Source organism: Pseudomonas sp. 8209 (assembly GCF_028682105.1).
In the GTDB taxonomy this organism is placed as follows: Bacteria; Pseudomonadota; Gammaproteobacteria; order Pseudomonadales; family Pseudomonadaceae; genus Aquipseudomonas; species Aquipseudomonas palmensis.
In genome coordinates this window covers 489,618-504,864 of the sequence record NZ_JANIAH010000004.1, presented here as the reverse complement: position 1 = coordinate 504,864, position 15,247 = coordinate 489,618, and the positions used below count along the sequence as shown (strand labels likewise).

Here is a 15,247-nt window from a genome sequence, read left to right as displayed (position 1 = left end):
GCTGGCCTCTTCCCCTCTGTGTAAATCTAAAACCTCCGAGAGCCTGGCATTTCAGTCGCCTAACCTGCTGAAATAGCAGGTATTTCACCAAGCTTAAGATACGAGCCTCTTCGGATCGAAAGGTCGCCGCATGCGTGCGCACACTTCACGGGAAAAGAATTTCTTGCACGCCAACCTACCAGTTGGTAGAGTTGTTTCTCAGCGAACAACCTACCCCCGTAAATGCGTGCACCGAGGATCTATCAAATGACTACCAATCTGAACGGTATTGACGTAGCTGCCCTGCAACAATTTGCCCAAGCCGTTGCTGAGGATGCGAGCAAGCGCCACGCCAGTTTCAACGTTAAGACCGCGTGGAAAGGCCAGACCCGCTCTGTAGCCAAAGTCAGCCGTTATAGCCTGGCCGGTGAAACCTACTCGCGTGATTTCGAAATCGCCGCCGATGAACCCAATGAACTGCTGGGCGAAAACACTGCGCCTAACCCTCAGGAACTGCTGATGGCTGCTCTCAACGCCTGCATGTCGGTCGGCTATGCCGCCAATGCCGCGATGATGGGCATCAAGATCCACAGCCTGGAAATTGAGACCGACGGCACTCTCGACCTGCGTGGCTTCCTGGGTATCGATGAAAGCGTTAACCCAGGCTACGACGAGGTAAGCGTCGTAATCCGCCTGCACACCGACGCCTCCCGTGAGCGCGTGGAAGAGCTGCACAAGGTGGTGCTTAAGACTTCGGTCAACTACGCAAACTTCTCTAAAGCCATCCGCATGCTCCCTAAGCTCGAAGTCATCGAAGGCTAACTGTCATGGCCGCAGGTGTGTACGGCACCTGGCGGCCAGCGACCTTTCGGTTATCTGGTACTGGAGTCTGTAATGAACGATTTTTTTAAAGGCAAAAAACTGTTGGTCGTGGGCGGCACAAGCGGCATGGGCCTGGAAACAGCACGCCTGTTTTTGAAGGCTGGTGGCAGCGTGGTTCTCACCGGCAGTAAACAGGATAAAGCCGACGCTGTTCGCGCTGAGCTGAGTTCGTTGGGGAACGTATCGGTGATCGTTGCCAACCTCATGACCGAAGAAGGGATGAATTTCGTACGCAACGAAATCAATGCCAATCACAGTGACATTGGCTTCATGGTGAACTCCGCAGGCATATTCATTCCGAAGCCTTTCATCGAGCACGATGAGGCTGATTACGACATGTATCTGGATTTGAACCGCGCCACGTTCTTTATCACGCAGGCCGTGGTCAAGAATATGCTCGCCGCCAAGCGCGAAGGTTCCATTGTCAACGTCGGTTCGATTGGCGCCCAAGCTGCACTGGCAGGCTCTCCAGCGACTGCTTATTCGATGGCTAAGGCGGGTCTGCACGCAGTCACCCGAAACCTGGCAATTGAGCTGGCGCACTCCGGTATCCGAGTTAATGCCGTGTCTCCTGGCATCGTTCACACCTCGATCTATGAAGGTTTCATGGACAAGGACGCGATTCCGGATGCGATGAAGTCGCTCAACGATTTCCACCCGCTGGGGCGTGTCGGTGTTCCCGAGGACGTCGCCAACACCATCCTCTTCCTGCTCTCGGATAAAACTTCCTGGGTGACAGGTGCTATCTGGGACGTTGATGCAGGGGTGATGGCAGTACGGGCCTAATACCGTAGCAAGCGCTGCATATAGCGCCTCTCAGTGAGGCGCTTTCCCAGTGCACTGCCTCCGGTGGAAAAAGGTGCTGGCCGTAGGAGTTCCAAATGCCTATCACGACAAAAGCTGCGCTCATGAGTTACGCGGAAACCCAGATGCGTTCAAAGGGTTACTCAGCATTCAGTTACGCTGATCTCGCTGCGAAGATCGGTATCAGAAAAGCCAGCATTCACCATCATTTTCCTACGAAGGAGTGCTTGGGCGCAGAGCTGATCAACGATTACATCTCCCGGTTCAATGAAACGCTGGCCTCAATCGAAGCCATGTATCCCGAGCCACTGCAGCGTCTGCAGGCCTTTTCTCGACTTTTCGTGATCAGCGCGAATGATGGGCTGCTGCCTTTATGCGGCGCCTTGGCTGCGGAAATGGCTGCGTTGCCGTTGTCGCTCCAAGGGCTCACGCGGGACTTCTTCAACTCTCAGCTCGCCTGGCTCCAAAGCACCCTGAATGACGCAGTCCGCCAGCACAACTGGTCGCTGGGAACAACGGCTGAAAACTTCGCCTTCATGCTGTTGAGTATGTTGGAGGGAGCAAGCCTCATTGATTGGACACTCGGTCGATCAACCGACCCTTTGGCTGGTTTTAACCATTTGCTTGAAATGGCGGCAATTCGGTCTTCATTTCTTCGTGCAGGATAGATTATGAAAACTCCTTCGAAAAAATACGTTGTCGATATCTGGTCTGATTATGTGTGTCCTTGGTGCTGGATTGCCAAGCGCCGCTTTGAGAAAGCACTTGAATGCTTCCCAGAGAAGGACGACGTACAGGTCAACGTTCGGGCCTATCGGCTGGCTGCCAACCATGCTCCGGAGCCGATGATTCCTACCTTGAAGCGTAAGCTTGGTAACGCAAACTCCGCTTTATCGATGATGAGTACCGTCAGTAAATATGGCGAGGTCGACGGGCTTGATTACCGCTTTGACACCATGATGTTTGGCGATACTGCGGATGCTCATGTGCTGGTAAAAGCTGTTGAAGACTCGGAGGTAAAGAAGCGTCTTGTGGAAGCGCTGTACGAGCAGAGTACCAGCCACGGTAAGTCCCTTTTTGATCGCGCCAGCTTGGCGGCGATTGCTAAAGGCGCAGGTGTGTCGGACGAGTCCATCCAGCTGGCTTGGTCATCTGCAGAGTTGCGCGCTGAGATGAAGGCGGATGAACAGTTTGCCGCCCAATTGGGTTCCGGCGTACCGCTCTTCGTCTTCAATAATGCGTTCTCGGTATCAGGCGCACAGACAGACGCATCCTTTCTTCAGGCGTTGAATCAGATGGCAGCTGAGGCGAAATCCCTGGATAGCTCATCAATGGGCCAAGTCTGCGGGATCGATGGCTGCAAAATTTGACTGGCAATGGATGGCGGCATTCTCAAGGTGCCGCCTTTCCTCAATACAGAACGAGAAATCCAGATGAGTCGTATCGTTGAGTTGAGCGCTCCCCAATTTGCTCGCTTCGTAGCCAAAGGGAGCAGTGTCGTAATGTTCTCAGCCTCCTGGTGCAAACCTTGTAAAGAGATGAAGCCGATCTTCTTGGAACTGGAGGGAAAACTCCATTCTCTAGCGGTCTTTGGAAAGATTGATATTGCGGTGTCTCCGACAATTGCGCCGATGTATGGCATCCGCTCTGTGCCGTCCTTGGCGGTGTTTCACGAAGGCCGCTTATTGAAAGTCTTCGCTGGGTCTAAGTCAGTTTCAGCCTTGAAGAAAGCAATTATCACTGAGCTGGAAGACGCTAGCTAACGGAGCGTTCTCCATAACTCGCAGTCTGGCCGGCTATTCACCTCTCGGTGCTGAAGACTCATTTTTTCCTGGGCCTGCGTCAATTGGATGAGCACGATCTTCGTTGAATATTTCCGTCAGTAAAGCGTTGGCTCGTTTGTAAGCGTCGTACTTGAATTCGGTGTCATCAGCGGGCTGAGCGGCCATTTCTTCCAGCATTTCCAAATTCAGGCGACGGAACCGATCCGCACGCTCACGAGCCTCGTAGCGCCCTACACCCAGTTGCTCCAAGGCTCTACGCCCAAGGGATAACGCGCTTTCAAAAGTTTCCCGCTCGACGGCCTCTATGCCCATCTGGCGCAGGGTAATGCTATGCCCCATATCACGAGCACGCACCACCAGTTTCAGGGATGGAAAATGCTCTTGAGCCAGCTCGGTCAGTGCCAGGTTATCGTCCTGGTTGTCGATGGCGTTGATCAGCACCACGGCTTTCGCGGCACCCGCAGCGTGAAGTAAATCGAGACGTGTGGCATCCCCATAAAACACCTTCACTCCGAATTTTCGCAGTGTCTCGATGTGGTCGGGATCATGATCCAAGACCACTACCTCAAAGCCACAGGACATCAGTAGACGCCCAGCGATTTGACCGAACCGACCGAAGCCAGCAATGATGACCCGAGGATTGCTCTGATCAATGATGTCCGATTCCTTGCTACCCTGTTTGCCCGACGAGTCCAAGTGATTGAGCAAGAGGATCAGCAGAGGCGTTATACACATGGACAGCGCCACCGCCAACGTCAGGCTTTTACCCCAAGGGTCGATCAGGATGCCGGCGACAGTCGCTGCGCCAAATACCACAAAGGCAAACTCACTGCCTTGGCCGAGGAACACCGCCTGCCACGAGCGCTGATCACTTGGGACACTCAAGAAACGCCCCAGAAGCTTTATCACGAGCAGCTTGATCAGGATAAAGCCCAACGTCAGAGTGATGACTTTCAAAGGGGCGTCGATCAGCGTTCCGAAGTCAATCGACATGCCTACGCCGATGAAGAACAGACCCAGCAATAATCCCTTGAAAGGCTCGATATCGCTCTCTAGGGCATGACGATATTCCGAGCTAGCCAATAGAACGCCCGCTAAGAAAGCACCCATGGCCATCGATAAGCCTGCCTCTTCCAATAAGAGGCCGAATCCGAATACCAGGAACAGCGCGACAGCACTAAAGATCTCTCTCAGGCCAGAGCGCGCTACAAAGCGAAGGACGGGTCTGGATACGTACTGACCCAAAAGAACAACTGCGACAACTGCACCTACGATTTTCGCGATAGACAGGGCCAGTTCCGCACCCGAGGGCGTGCCACCGTTTGCGGCCAGCAGTGGAATCATAGCCACCAGGGGAATCGCCGCGATGTCTTGGAAAAGCAACACGGCAAAGCTGCTTCGACCCACGGCGGTCGAGGTCATGTTCCGCTCATTCATGGCCTGCATCGCGATAGCTGTCGACGAGAGGCTCAGCGTTAGCCCTACCAGCAGCGCAGCTGTCCAGTTCAAGCCTAGTGCAGCGCAAAATATTGCGATGGCTGCACCACATGCCAGCATCTGCATCGCACCACCACCGAACACCATCCGGCGCATAGCCCAAAGACGCCTGGGGTCGAGTTCGAGACCAATGATGAACAGCATCAACACCACGCCAATTTCAGCGAAGTGCAGTATGGACTCGACGTCGGTCACAAGCTTCAAGCCCCACGGGCCGATTAAGCAGCCGGCTATCAGATACCCCAGAACCGGGCCTAAACCTAACCGAACGGCAATTGGGACTATCAAGGCAGCTGAGCCCAAGTAAATGAGCATTTCAATCAGGCTATGAGTGTCCATTCAATCTTCCTTCCACGAGGCCAGGCGCTCGCCGTAATGGCGGATCTGCTTGAGCAGTCCGTCTTGGTCTGCTCTATATGCACCATGAACTGCGACTGGGCTTAACCAACGCATTCCACAGTAATTCGCGGTTGCTTGAAGAGGCTGGGACAGCACCGCGAAACCCGGATGGTCACCGCCTTCAAAATGATCATGCTCTCCGCCCGTGGTCACGGCCCACAGGAGATTTTTATTTTTCAAAGCAGTAGCACCCGCCCCGTAGGCCCAGCCCTGCGTGAAGACCTTATCGATCCACAGCTTCAAAAGTGGGGGGTAGCTATACCAATACAAAGGATGCTGCAGAACCAGCAGGTCTGCTTGCTCCACGGCCTTCTGTTCAGCTTCAACGTTGATGTTGAAATCGGGGTATAGGTCGTACAGGGAACGGACTACAACATCGGATTTGTTAGCTGCGAACCTGAGCATCAACGTGTTTACGTTGGATTTCTCAGGGTAAGGATGGGCGTAAATGATCAGAATCATGACGTGATTCCCCACAAACCTGGCGTTCTTCAAGAACGGAAAAAGCCCCCTGATCGTTGAGCGTAAATACACTCAGCGATCAGGGAGCTAATGGTTTGGCGATGAAGCCTTATTGGCCTGCTTGCAACTTCAGCACGTCCTGTGCAGTGACTGGATTGCCAGCGATACCCCAGTCTCCGCTCTTAACCTCTTCGAAAATGACCCAGGTCAGGGCACGCATGTTTTCGCCTTCCACCGACACCATGGCGTCAGTCACTTTGCGAATGACCTCGGCTTTTTGCTCGTCAGAAAAAACCCCTTCAATACCTTTAATAGTTACGAGTGGCATGGTGTTCTCCTAAATGTTTGGGATGGAATTTCAGGCTTTTGCTGCTGCGTATTCAGGGTAGTCGGTGTAACCCTTATCAATCGAATCGCTTACGCCGTAGTAGGTAGCGCGATCACCCTCGGCCAGCGGCCAATCGTTTTGCATGCGCTCGACCAGATCCGGGTTGGCGATGTAAGCGGTGCCGAAAGCGATCAGGTCGAGTTCGCCTTTGGCCAGCTCAGACTCTGCGATCTCTTTGGTGAAGCCGCCAGCAGCCATCAAGGTGCCTTTGTAAGCGTCGCGGAACGCAGCACCGAAGCCTGGGGGCGTTTGCGCGGCCAAGATGGTCGGTTGGTAGTTCAGGTGAACAAATGCCAGCTCTCGTTCGTTGAGGGCAGCCGCCATGCTCATCCAGGTTTCTTCTTCGCCTTCGTACACCCCGAAGTCGTACAGGCGACCAAACGGCGAGAAGCGAACGCCAATCTTCGAACCACCAATTTCAGCAGCAATCGCGTCAATTGTTTCCAGCAGGAAGCGCTGACGGTTGGCAATAGAGCCACCGTACTGATCAGTGCGAGTGTTCAGGGCGCTGCTCAGGAATTGATCGAACAGGAAGCCGTTGGCTGCCATGATTTCGATACCGTCAAAACCTGCGTCCATCGCCATCCGCGCGGATTTAACGAAATCCGCAATGACCCGTTTCACTTCTTCAGTTTCCAGGGCGCGAGGTTCGCTTGGTTGAACAGGCCCAGATTTGCCCGGTTCGATCCAGGCATACACCGTGGTGTCTACGGCAGGCACTTTGCCCGAGGAGACCGGTACCAAACCATGCACCGAGACATGGGACATACGCCCTACGTGCCAGAGCTGCGCAAAAATCTTCCCGCCTTTGGCATGCACAGCGTCAGTGACATTGCGCCAGCCTGGCAGGTGCTCATCTTCGTAAATGCCGGGGGTGTACAGATACCCCCGAGCCTCGTCGGAGATAGGCAGGCCTTCGGTGATCAGCAAGCCGGCAGAAGCACGTTGCGCGTAGTACAGCGCGTTGGATTCATTTGGAATGTTGTTCAAGGTTCGGGTGCGAGTCATGGGGGCCATGACGACGCGGTTTTTGAGCGCAATACCGGACAGGTCGTACGGAGTGAACAGCTTATTCATGATTAATCTCGACGTCGTTGGAAGGTTGAAAGTCAGCGTCTGATTCAGGACTTATCAAACGCGTCGAGCACGTGGGTGCTGTAGACCAGCGCAGCACCGGCGTTCATGTTGATGGCTACACCCAGGGCTTCAGCTACTTCTTCACTGGTAACGCCGAGCTTCTTGGCCTCAGCTGCGTGGAAAGCGATGCATCCGTCGCAGCGAGTGGTCACAGCTACAGCCAAAGAAATCAGCTCGCGGGTTTTGGCGTCCAGATGGTTCGTCTTGCCGCCAGCGGCGCCTAGCGCAGCCATGCCTTTCATGGTTTCAGGGGACAGGCCATTGAGCTCAACGAGGCGAGTGTTGATGTCTTTGCGGGTTTGCTTCCAATCTTGCATGAGGCTCTCACGTGGGCGTTAACGCCCGGCAGGTTCACGGGTTGGTTTCGACTATGAGCATACGCTACCATCTAGTTGGTAGGCTTGCAACGCCTCATGCTAAATTCACGTCATTACGCAGGATCGAGGTGACAGTATCGATACGTGGCCAATGATATTTTGGTCGAAGGCGCCTGGCCATGACTGCGCACCTACCTATAGGTAGCCATCTTCAAAAAGAAGATTCGAATGAGCGTAGGCAGTGCAAAGGCTCAAGTGGAGCGATCCATATTCGCGAAATGTGGTTGAGGCTCGGTCAGAGTCAAGCCTGGCCTTATCAGGGTTGAAGGCACTGAATAGGCTCTGGGCTGAGCCCTGCGAGGGTGCGCCGGCAATAGGCTCTGTACCGCATGGAACAAGCCAGTGAGACTATGGCGGCATAGCCTCTGGCAAGCTTATCGAAGCCCGGAGGTTCTCTTCAGCCAGCCAAACATGCGCTTGGTGATGTTGCGCTGTCGATACTTGGGCTGATCGAACACTCTGGGTAATCTAGGCTTGGGCTTGCATTTCTTCGAGCGCAGGGAGATGGCGGGCTGCATTCGCTATTGGTCGCATTAGCGGCGTAGCGCTTCGACGTTGTAGCCCTTGTAGGTAAGCAACCATTTACGGCGCTTACGCGGGCGGCTAGGTTGGCTCGATGGAATGCTGACCTCGTCCAACAGTGGCTGGACGTAGTTCATTCAAAACGGGGCCCGGTCAGCATCAGATTGATTCTGATCGACGCCGTTATTCATACACCAAGATCTCCCGCAAAAAAGGCATCTCTCAGAGCAGGCGTGCCCTCATGCTCAAAGACGAGCTTACGCAGTAAATACTGCGCGAGGTATGACCGAAGACGGGATCGGAGCTGAACATAAGGTTCTGCATGCCCCACATCGCTATCAGGCCAGCGAAGCTTCAAGGCGTGTCTCAAACTCATCAGTGTCTCGCCGCCGAGTGTGTCCTCGTAGAGCCGGGTCAAATCGTCGAAGCCAGCGGTGCGCTTGTAGCCGACCAGTGCCTCACTCAGAATCAAGCTAAGCGAATCCGCGTAGACCTGCCACGCCCTTTCCCACACCAGCTTTTCCACATCACTGTCCAAGCACAAACCTCGCTGCTACAGCACAACTACACCGTGCCCACTAGAACACGGCACGACATTTAACAGCCCTGGAATTGAGCCTGAGCATGCACATCGAATTTGACCTGAATCAGAACGACCTGGAAGCCCTCTTGCGCCACTGCCAGGCCTACAGACCAACAAGCAGTGATCCTCGTGAGAATCAACGCCTGCAGGATGCGCTGGAGGCGTTGGAGCAGGCCTTGGTGGAGGCAAATGCTACTCGGTAATCCGAGGACATCATTATGCAGATCAATATGCTGATAACCAGAGGCAAGGACACCCGTATGCACTAGGGAAAATAAGGCGGCGCAACTCCAGCGTCGCCGTAGGTTGTCTGACATGGGTGCATTTTGAGACGGAGCTACTCCACTCAAAAAATTGGGTTCAGCTTGTTATTTGAAGTCAAAAGCAAAAGCAGCGGCCTTACGGCCAAAAAGACGATCTCCCCTACCGGCCCTCGCCTCGCCTATCGGCAAGGCAATTGAGGCCTGAAAAGCGCTCAGACCAAAAGCGAAAAGATCGGCCATCACACCGTGTCTTATCCAAGCATCATCGGTGGCGCCGACACGGTAGAAAATCTTTTTGCTCTCAAATATAGAACTCCGTCTCGCTTTAAAAATTTCAAGAGGGGGGGTGGCGAAAACGTCGCAAATTGATAAGAGATGTCGCAATTGAACAAGGTTGTCCAACGCTGTCCTTGGAATGTGACATTTTGACGATTGTTACGATGGTAGTAGCTTTCCCCAATTTGGGGTTCATCAGCAACGCATCAAAGGCCTGACGGGCGCCAAGTTAGGAGGCTGGTACGTCATCTGGTTACGCGATCGGCGGCCAGGTCTGGCAATAAGGAAGGGCCTGAGGGAGGGGGTGCAGCTACCACCTCGGTACGTTCAATTAACGGCGCGGAAGGGAGCGCATGTGCGTGCACACGATCTCCCATTGCCCCAGCCGGAAACGGTTGTACTGGCGAACCAAGACAACTTTTCCATGATCGGTCATGGCGTATTCTCCATCTGATCTCAGCGGGCCGCTGATAGCCTTTACACGCCACGTGCAAAGCGAGCAGATGAGTGCCAGGCAGGAAGGAGAGTCCTTTGGTGGTAGCTGCAGGCGTAATGCTATCAGTGGAGGGCCAGCCTGAGAAGACTCGCATTTACTTTGGTGGCCTTCCCACCTTTCCCCATACCGGCTTCGAAAAACCATCGCCTCCAGGCAACCTCATGCCATCATCTTGTCGAAATGAGCTTCGAAATTCGTTTCGACGAACACGTCCTTGAAACGATCGATGAAGGTGGCAGGATCGATCTCTCCAAAGTCTGTGATGTTGACCGCATCAGTATGGGACTCGCGGTTGATGTAACGAAAAAAGGCCGTGAATTCCGGCTTGTCCTCGCTGAGCTTCATCAGCGCCTGGCGCAGCGTGGGTGCCTGGTGCACGAAGCTGAAGTAGTACTCCAAAATGTTACGCATCATGTTCGGCATCACGTTGGGGGACGTCCTGCCTTGCAAGGCGTCCTTGATCGTCTGCCAGCACGCCTGGTAGTCATTCTGAATTTCCCTCTCCTCCATCGCCACTACCGAGCTGTATTCAGACTTGGTAATACGGAACAGCGCAAACGCCTTCTCCCCATCCTCTTTCAACAGCTTCACCATTTCATGGAAGAAGAAGAGGTTGTGCGTGAGTATAATCACCTGCTTGAAGCGCTCCTTCGGCATCAACACCTGGCGCCTGATCAAGGAAGCTATGTCGTACACGTAGTTATGGGAAAGGCTCGAAATCGGATCGTCGATGACGATGATCCGGTCACTCTTGAGCCTCCCACCTCCAGCACCCATTTCGCCATTGCAGACTTCAAGGAAGTAGAGGAATGAGATCAGTGTTTTCTCGCCCTCACTCAGGGTCTTGAACACCCCCTCAGTCTGACCTGGACGCTCTAGCCGGTATTGGGGTACTGCCCCCTCCTCCCTGATCAGCGTAAAACCCTTCAGTCCGAGCATCCGCAACCAGTATTTGATGTTCTCGACCGCTTGGTCGATGTTTGTGATGGACGCTCTGGACGTGCTGACGATGCCCTGCTGCTCTTGAATACGATTTCTGAGGGCCTGCACTTCATCCTTGGCCGCTTGGCGTACGCGGCCTTGGGCCTTTTCAACTTTGTCGAATGTCACGAAAAAGGCGTTGCACGCACCTCTGTACCATTTCCAGAAGCGTTGCTTAATGCTCTCTTCATGCTGCTTACGGTTTTTTATCTTCCCGTTGACCTCGTCGATCTTCTGCTGCTCCGCGTCGATCACAGAATTCAATTGAGCTGTTAAAGGAACGGTGGACTCCAACGTCGTTACTAGCGAAGGACTGGCGATTTTCCCGGCCAAGGCTTGGAGGTTATTTTGGAGCACAGCTTGCAGCTTGGAGACATGCAGCTTGATTGCTTGATGCTGATACTCCGGAGCCTCGCACCGACGTAGAAACTGCTCGACTCCGCTCCGGTACCGGCCTTCGAGTTGTCGCAGCACATCCAGGCGTTCCTCGTAGGTCTTGTCGAAGACTTTACGAACCTCAGCGTAAAAATCCGGTGGCAGGTTTTGCTGGCAAAGCGGGCATTTGTCGTGTGCTTCTGTCTCGTAACGCAGGGCATGCTTGACCCAGTCCGAGTTTCCCAGCTGCTGAATAAACGCAGAAAGGTAGGAGTTACCTGACCCGGTGATGACCTCTTGCAGAATCGGATCCCCCTCAAGGCTTTGCGCTTGAAACGCGAGCTGCGGGATACCTGGCAGTTCCTGATCGCTGAACTCCTTTAGCGCAGCGGCCTCAGCCAACAGCACTTGGGCAGTTTCGGAGGAGGCCTCCAGCGGTACACTGCGTACGTGCTCTAGCAATCGCTCCTTTGTGTTGAGCAACTTGAAGCAATAGGCCAGTGCAGTACCATCAAACTCGCGCTTGGGCTTCCACACATTCTCCAACAGTACCTCGTACGCGGCGTCATTAACCTTCTTGCTGTTAACTCCCTTCTCCATTTCAGCGTCATGGGCGATCGTAAGCTCAGCAATGGATGCCTCTGCCGTCGCCAGTGCCTCTTTGGCCTCAATGTTTCCCTCATTGAGCGTGAATACCCCTGGCTGAGAAGTCGCTTCCTGGAAGTTCTTCTCCATGAAATGATGGTTGTAGACCAGCACCTCGCGACCGACCTTGATCGGCTCCACCCCGCAGACGCTATAACAGGCCTCGCCTGGGGCTTGGAGATAGTTGCCAATGGTGGTTTTGCCTGTACCGTTCTGGCCATAGAACAGGCTCACGCGCTTGAGCGGAGCAATGGACACGGCAGCGTCAGGCGAGTAGCTGGAAACATTGCGGAGAAGGATTTTTTCGAGCATGGCACAGTCCCTGGCAGAGGCAGATCCAGCTCAAAGATAGGCAGAAACCGTGCGATTTCATAGGGCCAGCACGCGCTAGAAAACAACTATTCGTGTCGCTAGTGTGAATCGGGGAAGTGTCAGGGGCAGCAGGCTCGTGCCGATCTGGCTCAGCGTCCATTCACAGGGCTGATCAGGGTGGCTCAGCTAGAGAGCTGGGCCGGCTGCGTGGGTGATGATCAGAGAGCGTTCTGGGCTGACCTCTGGTTGGCTCTGATCATTCAGTGGTTACTGCTCAACCGGCGCGATTGTGGTCGGTGACCAGGTTGGCGAATTGCACAAGGTCGCTGATATGCCCCTGGCCTGACCGATCCAAGTGATGCCCCACGATTCCCACAGCTCTAGGGCCATCCCTGTCGCATTTTCTGGAATCGCCAATCATCACCACTCGGGCTTTCTCTCGGGCTCTTTGAATCTCCGCATGGCGGGCGTCCACCCCCATCTCTCGGCAAATGTGCAGGTAGATTCTGGGGTCAGGCTTCATGACCCCAAGCTCGTAACTGAAAGCGTGACATTGCACGTGCGGGAAGGCTTTCCTGATAACAGGGCCGTAGGGCTGGGCTAGGTTCGAACAGATGCCAATGAGCAGCCCCGCTTCCTGCAGTCGGTCAATCACCTCAAGGGCATCAGGGTATGGCTCGATTGATGCCAGTTCCTCGCCCAACGCATCGTTCATCTCCGCTCGCTCCGAAGAAGAAAGCTCGATCCCCAGATGATCAGCTACCTGGTCAAAACTGAGGTTCGCTGTCATCACGAAATGGGTGCTGTCGGATGTTAGCGCCAAACCCTGTCGGCGGCCTTCTTTAAGCAAAGCGCCGTAAGGGTTGGTGCGTTGACCGATGCGAACAACGGTACCGTATGCATCGAAAACGACTGCTGAAATCATGTGCCCTTCTTCCTGTCCAGCCTTATTCAAAAGCCATTGTTCAGATCAAGTAGTAGTAAGACGGAACTGAGCCCGAGCCTGTTCCGCCACCCGTTTTCCTCAGGACTTAGCCCGCCAGAATTGGACTGTAAACCATTTTTTTGACCTGTAAACTAAGTAGGTTTACACATCAAAAAACCGGTTTACACAATCCAGAACTAGGAATCGACAGTCCACTGGCTGTCATACGAGCCCGACTCCGCGCGAAAGCGATTGCCTCATCCAAGAGCACACTGGCCCCGGGCACCCCCTCCTCTGGTCGATGATCCGGATCATTTCAGGGGCAGGGATGAGTGCTAGCCTCATCGGCTTCGAGCCAACTCACGACGACGTAATGATCACGCCCACAAAGGCTCTGGAGCAACACGAAGCCCTGCTGCTCAGCGACAGCCATAGCCGGGGGAGTGGCGACGGTCTCGCCATCACCGATGAGGCCCGAGCGATCCGCGAAAGCAATAGCCGAATAACGCGCACCTACCTTGGCGACATTAGTAAGGTAGGCATCGATGATCACGCCCCACTTGATACGCTTCGCTGCTAAGACTTTCAGAGGAATGGGGTGCTCGTCGCTCACCGAGCACCTTGCTACTGTCGACACTTCAAATCTCCAAAATTTTAAACGGGTTAAAACCGGTTTCTTCTTGGGGGTATCCACGTGGATTCGAGATCAGCCGGCACCGCCCGAATGGTCGATCGATCGAATGGTGGGTATGCCCAAAAATCCAGACGTCTGCCTGGTCAACTAGCTGGTGCCATCGATTGAAATAGGCAGCGCTCAAATGCCCAGAATGCTCTGACCCAGAGGCCTCAGGGATAGGACAGTGATGGGTTACGACGACGGTCTGGCCGGCGTAGGGAGTCGCGAGCTTTTCGCGGAGAAACTCGTACGACGCGCGATTTAATTCGATGAGATCTGCAGGCCGGATACGTCGGTACTCACTGCCCGTACGGATCATCCGAAAATCGTTCATTCCCCCCAAACACGCACTGGAGGCTGCCATCACATCCCCGGTGCCACTGAAATCTGTCCAACACGTCGCGACTAGAAATCGAACGTTGTTCGACGTCCAGACCTGGTTATCCAGGACGTGGACATGCGAGGCGGCTACGGCTTCCATTTTTTCGCGAGTACGGGTGAGATGGCCTTTGTAAAATTCGTGGTTGCCGCTGCAATAAATCACATCACTGCTGAACGACTCATTGGCCCACTTCACACCTCGGTTCAAGAGATCAATATCCCCTGCCAAAATGACAAGATCTGCATCGACGCTCGGAGGGCTGAAGCAGTCGAATTCGTTGTGCAAATCCGAGTAAATCAAAATCTTCATTCAGGAACCCTTGCCTGAGCCGGGGTGGCATGCCTGGCCGACCGCAGAGCCTGCTGAGGGCGGTTCTGCATGGCCTTCCATTTGACGGTTTATCGCTATATTGAAGTTCCGTGAAGCCTGACTAGGAGCCCTACTCTCCCCGGTATTCACAGGCCTGGAGGGAGCAACTGATACAGGGCGAACCTCCCTTCAAGGAGACGATCACGCGAAAACAAAGTCCGTTAATGACAACTATATATGGTGGAACCAGACTGAGCAACATGGCCTTATCCTCGATTTTTGAGGATGCCCCATGACGCTTAAGCTCGGCGTTGCTGCAGTGCTTCGAACGCTGCGAAGCGGGCAGCGCCTGACGATTGAAAGCGTCAACGATGCCACCAGCCGCCAGTACTTGACCCAGCTTGAGCAAGCCAAGTCCAGTATCTCACTTGAAAAACTTCAGGCGATCAGCACTGCCTTGGGCATGAGCCCGCTCACCTTCATCGCCCTCACGCTCTCCGTCACCGGCGAGGAGTCGGCGCAAACACTTCTGAAAACCGCCCAAGGTGAACTGGACGAATTCGAAAAAGCTGGTGGAGTAGAAGCGCTGCAGCACCAGTTCAGCCAAGGGGCGGTAGCTTCTCGACGCCCAGGTCGGCCCGTGGATCAGGATCGCTTGAACAGCGTTTTGCGTTGCAAGGCTGAGGGGCTTACTCAGTCAGCAACTGCTCAGAAATTGGGTATCTCCAAGCAGACCGTGCATGAATTATGGAAGCGAGAGGTCGGCCTGTAGGCCAGGCACTAAGCAGATCTG

General features: G+C 54.2%; 18 protein-coding genes and 1 pseudogene. 7 read left to right on the top strand and 12 right to left on the bottom strand.

Translation table 11 applies throughout. The features are described from left to right. The first annotated feature begins 246 nt into the window (after positions 1–246). The 5 genes from NP552_RS11515 to NP552_RS11495 all read left to right on the top strand — a co-directional run bounded on the left by NP552_RS11515 (position 247) and on the right by NP552_RS11495 (position 3,428). Positions 247–801, top strand: coding sequence for an OsmC family protein (locus NP552_RS11515; RefSeq protein ID WP_100633703.1), 555 nt, complete (start codon positions 247–249; stop codon positions 799–801). A gap of 72 nt (positions 802–873) precedes the next feature. Continuing rightward, positions 874–1,647, top strand: coding sequence for an SDR family NAD(P)-dependent oxidoreductase (locus NP552_RS11510; protein WP_100633701.1), 774 nt, complete (start codon positions 874–876; stop codon positions 1,645–1,647). A 95-nt stretch (positions 1,648–1,742) separates the two neighbouring features. Further along, on the top strand, positions 1,743–2,333 hold the full coding sequence (locus NP552_RS11505) for a TetR/AcrR family transcriptional regulator (RefSeq protein WP_100633699.1): 591 nt from the start codon (positions 1,743–1,745) through the stop codon (positions 2,331–2,333). A gap of 3 nt (positions 2,334–2,336) precedes the next feature. Further along, complete coding sequence (locus NP552_RS11500) at positions 2,337–3,035, top strand: DsbA family oxidoreductase (RefSeq protein WP_274096737.1); 699 nt, start codon at positions 2,337–2,339, stop codon at positions 3,033–3,035. 63 nt (positions 3,036–3,098) lie between these two features. Next, positions 3,099–3,428: a thioredoxin family protein gene (locus NP552_RS11495; RefSeq protein WP_100634008.1), complete on the top strand. Its 330-nt coding sequence runs from the start codon at positions 3,099–3,101 to the stop codon at positions 3,426–3,428. A gap of 33 nt (positions 3,429–3,461) precedes the next feature. Here NP552_RS11495 and kefC read toward each other — a convergent pair whose 3' ends face one another. The 7 genes and pseudogenes from kefC to NP552_RS11460 form a co-directional block, all read right to left on the bottom strand. Continuing rightward, positions 3,462–5,285 carry a glutathione-regulated potassium-efflux system protein KefC gene (gene kefC, locus NP552_RS11490; RefSeq protein ID WP_186517019.1) on the bottom strand — a complete coding sequence of 608 codons (1,824 nt, stop codon included), beginning with the start codon at positions 5,283–5,285 and terminating at the stop codon, positions 3,462–3,464. Then, the gene (gene kefF / locus NP552_RS11485; RefSeq protein ID WP_100633693.1) at positions 5,286–5,807 is read right to left on the bottom strand and encodes a glutathione-regulated potassium-efflux system oxidoreductase KefF; all 522 of its coding nucleotides are present in this window, start codon (positions 5,805–5,807) and stop codon (positions 5,286–5,288) included. 109 nt (positions 5,808–5,916) lie between these two features. Then, positions 5,917–6,135, bottom strand: coding sequence for a tautomerase family protein (locus tag NP552_RS11480; RefSeq protein ID WP_014860756.1), 219 nt, complete (start codon positions 6,133–6,135; stop codon positions 5,917–5,919). 30 nt (positions 6,136–6,165) lie between these two features. Then, complete coding sequence (locus NP552_RS11475; protein WP_186517017.1) at positions 6,166–7,272, bottom strand: alkene reductase; 1,107 nt, start codon at positions 7,270–7,272, stop codon at positions 6,166–6,168. A gap of 44 nt (positions 7,273–7,316) precedes the next feature. Further along, complete coding sequence (locus tag NP552_RS11470; RefSeq protein ID WP_014860758.1) at positions 7,317–7,649, bottom strand: carboxymuconolactone decarboxylase family protein; 333 nt, start codon at positions 7,647–7,649, stop codon at positions 7,317–7,319. A 316-nt stretch (positions 7,650–7,965) separates the two neighbouring features. After that, positions 7,966–8,356: pseudogene (locus tag NP552_RS11465) on the bottom strand (hypothetical protein); the annotation flags it as partial. A gap of 62 nt (positions 8,357–8,418) precedes the next feature. Next, positions 8,419–8,769 carry a hypothetical protein gene (locus tag NP552_RS11460; RefSeq protein WP_146095018.1) on the bottom strand — a complete coding sequence of 117 codons (351 nt, stop codon included), beginning with the start codon at positions 8,767–8,769 and terminating at the stop codon, positions 8,419–8,421. An 86-nt stretch (positions 8,770–8,855) separates the two neighbouring features. Here NP552_RS11460 and NP552_RS11455 point away from each other — a divergent pair, with 86 nt between their 5' ends. Further along, on the top strand, positions 8,856–9,017 hold the full coding sequence (locus NP552_RS11455) for a hypothetical protein (protein WP_167400214.1): 162 nt from the start codon (positions 8,856–8,858) through the stop codon (positions 9,015–9,017). 165 nt (positions 9,018–9,182) lie between these two features. Here NP552_RS11455 and NP552_RS11450 read toward each other — a convergent pair whose 3' ends face one another. From NP552_RS11450 to NP552_RS11430, 5 genes are all read right to left on the bottom strand, one after another. Next, positions 9,183–9,479 carry a hypothetical protein gene (locus tag NP552_RS11450; RefSeq protein WP_274096736.1) on the bottom strand — a complete coding sequence of 99 codons (297 nt, stop codon included), beginning with the start codon at positions 9,477–9,479 and terminating at the stop codon, positions 9,183–9,185. A 529-nt stretch (positions 9,480–10,008) separates the two neighbouring features. Continuing rightward, positions 10,009–12,162 carry an AAA family ATPase gene (locus NP552_RS11445; protein WP_100633686.1) on the bottom strand — a complete coding sequence of 718 codons (2,154 nt, stop codon included), beginning with the start codon at positions 12,160–12,162 and terminating at the stop codon, positions 10,009–10,011. Positions 12,163–12,436: 274 nt separating this feature from the next. Continuing rightward, the gene (locus tag NP552_RS11440; protein ID WP_100633684.1) at positions 12,437–13,087 is read right to left on the bottom strand and encodes an HAD family hydrolase; all 651 of its coding nucleotides are present in this window, start codon (positions 13,085–13,087) and stop codon (positions 12,437–12,439) included. A gap of 316 nt (positions 13,088–13,403) precedes the next feature. Continuing rightward, positions 13,404–13,700, bottom strand: a complete 297-nt coding sequence (locus tag NP552_RS11435) for a hypothetical protein (protein ID WP_100634006.1) — start codon at positions 13,698–13,700, stop codon at positions 13,404–13,406. Positions 13,701–13,725: 25 nt separating this feature from the next. Next, positions 13,726–14,454, bottom strand: a complete 729-nt coding sequence (locus NP552_RS11430; protein WP_100633682.1) for a metallophosphoesterase — start codon at positions 14,452–14,454, stop codon at positions 13,726–13,728. Positions 14,455–14,746: 292 nt separating this feature from the next. Here NP552_RS11430 and NP552_RS11425 point away from each other — a divergent pair, with 292 nt between their 5' ends. Then, a complete protein-coding gene (locus NP552_RS11425) occupies positions 14,747–15,226 on the top strand; it encodes a helix-turn-helix domain-containing protein (RefSeq protein ID WP_122389127.1) in 480 nt (159 codons plus the stop codon). Positions 15,227–15,247: the final 21 nt, after the last annotated feature.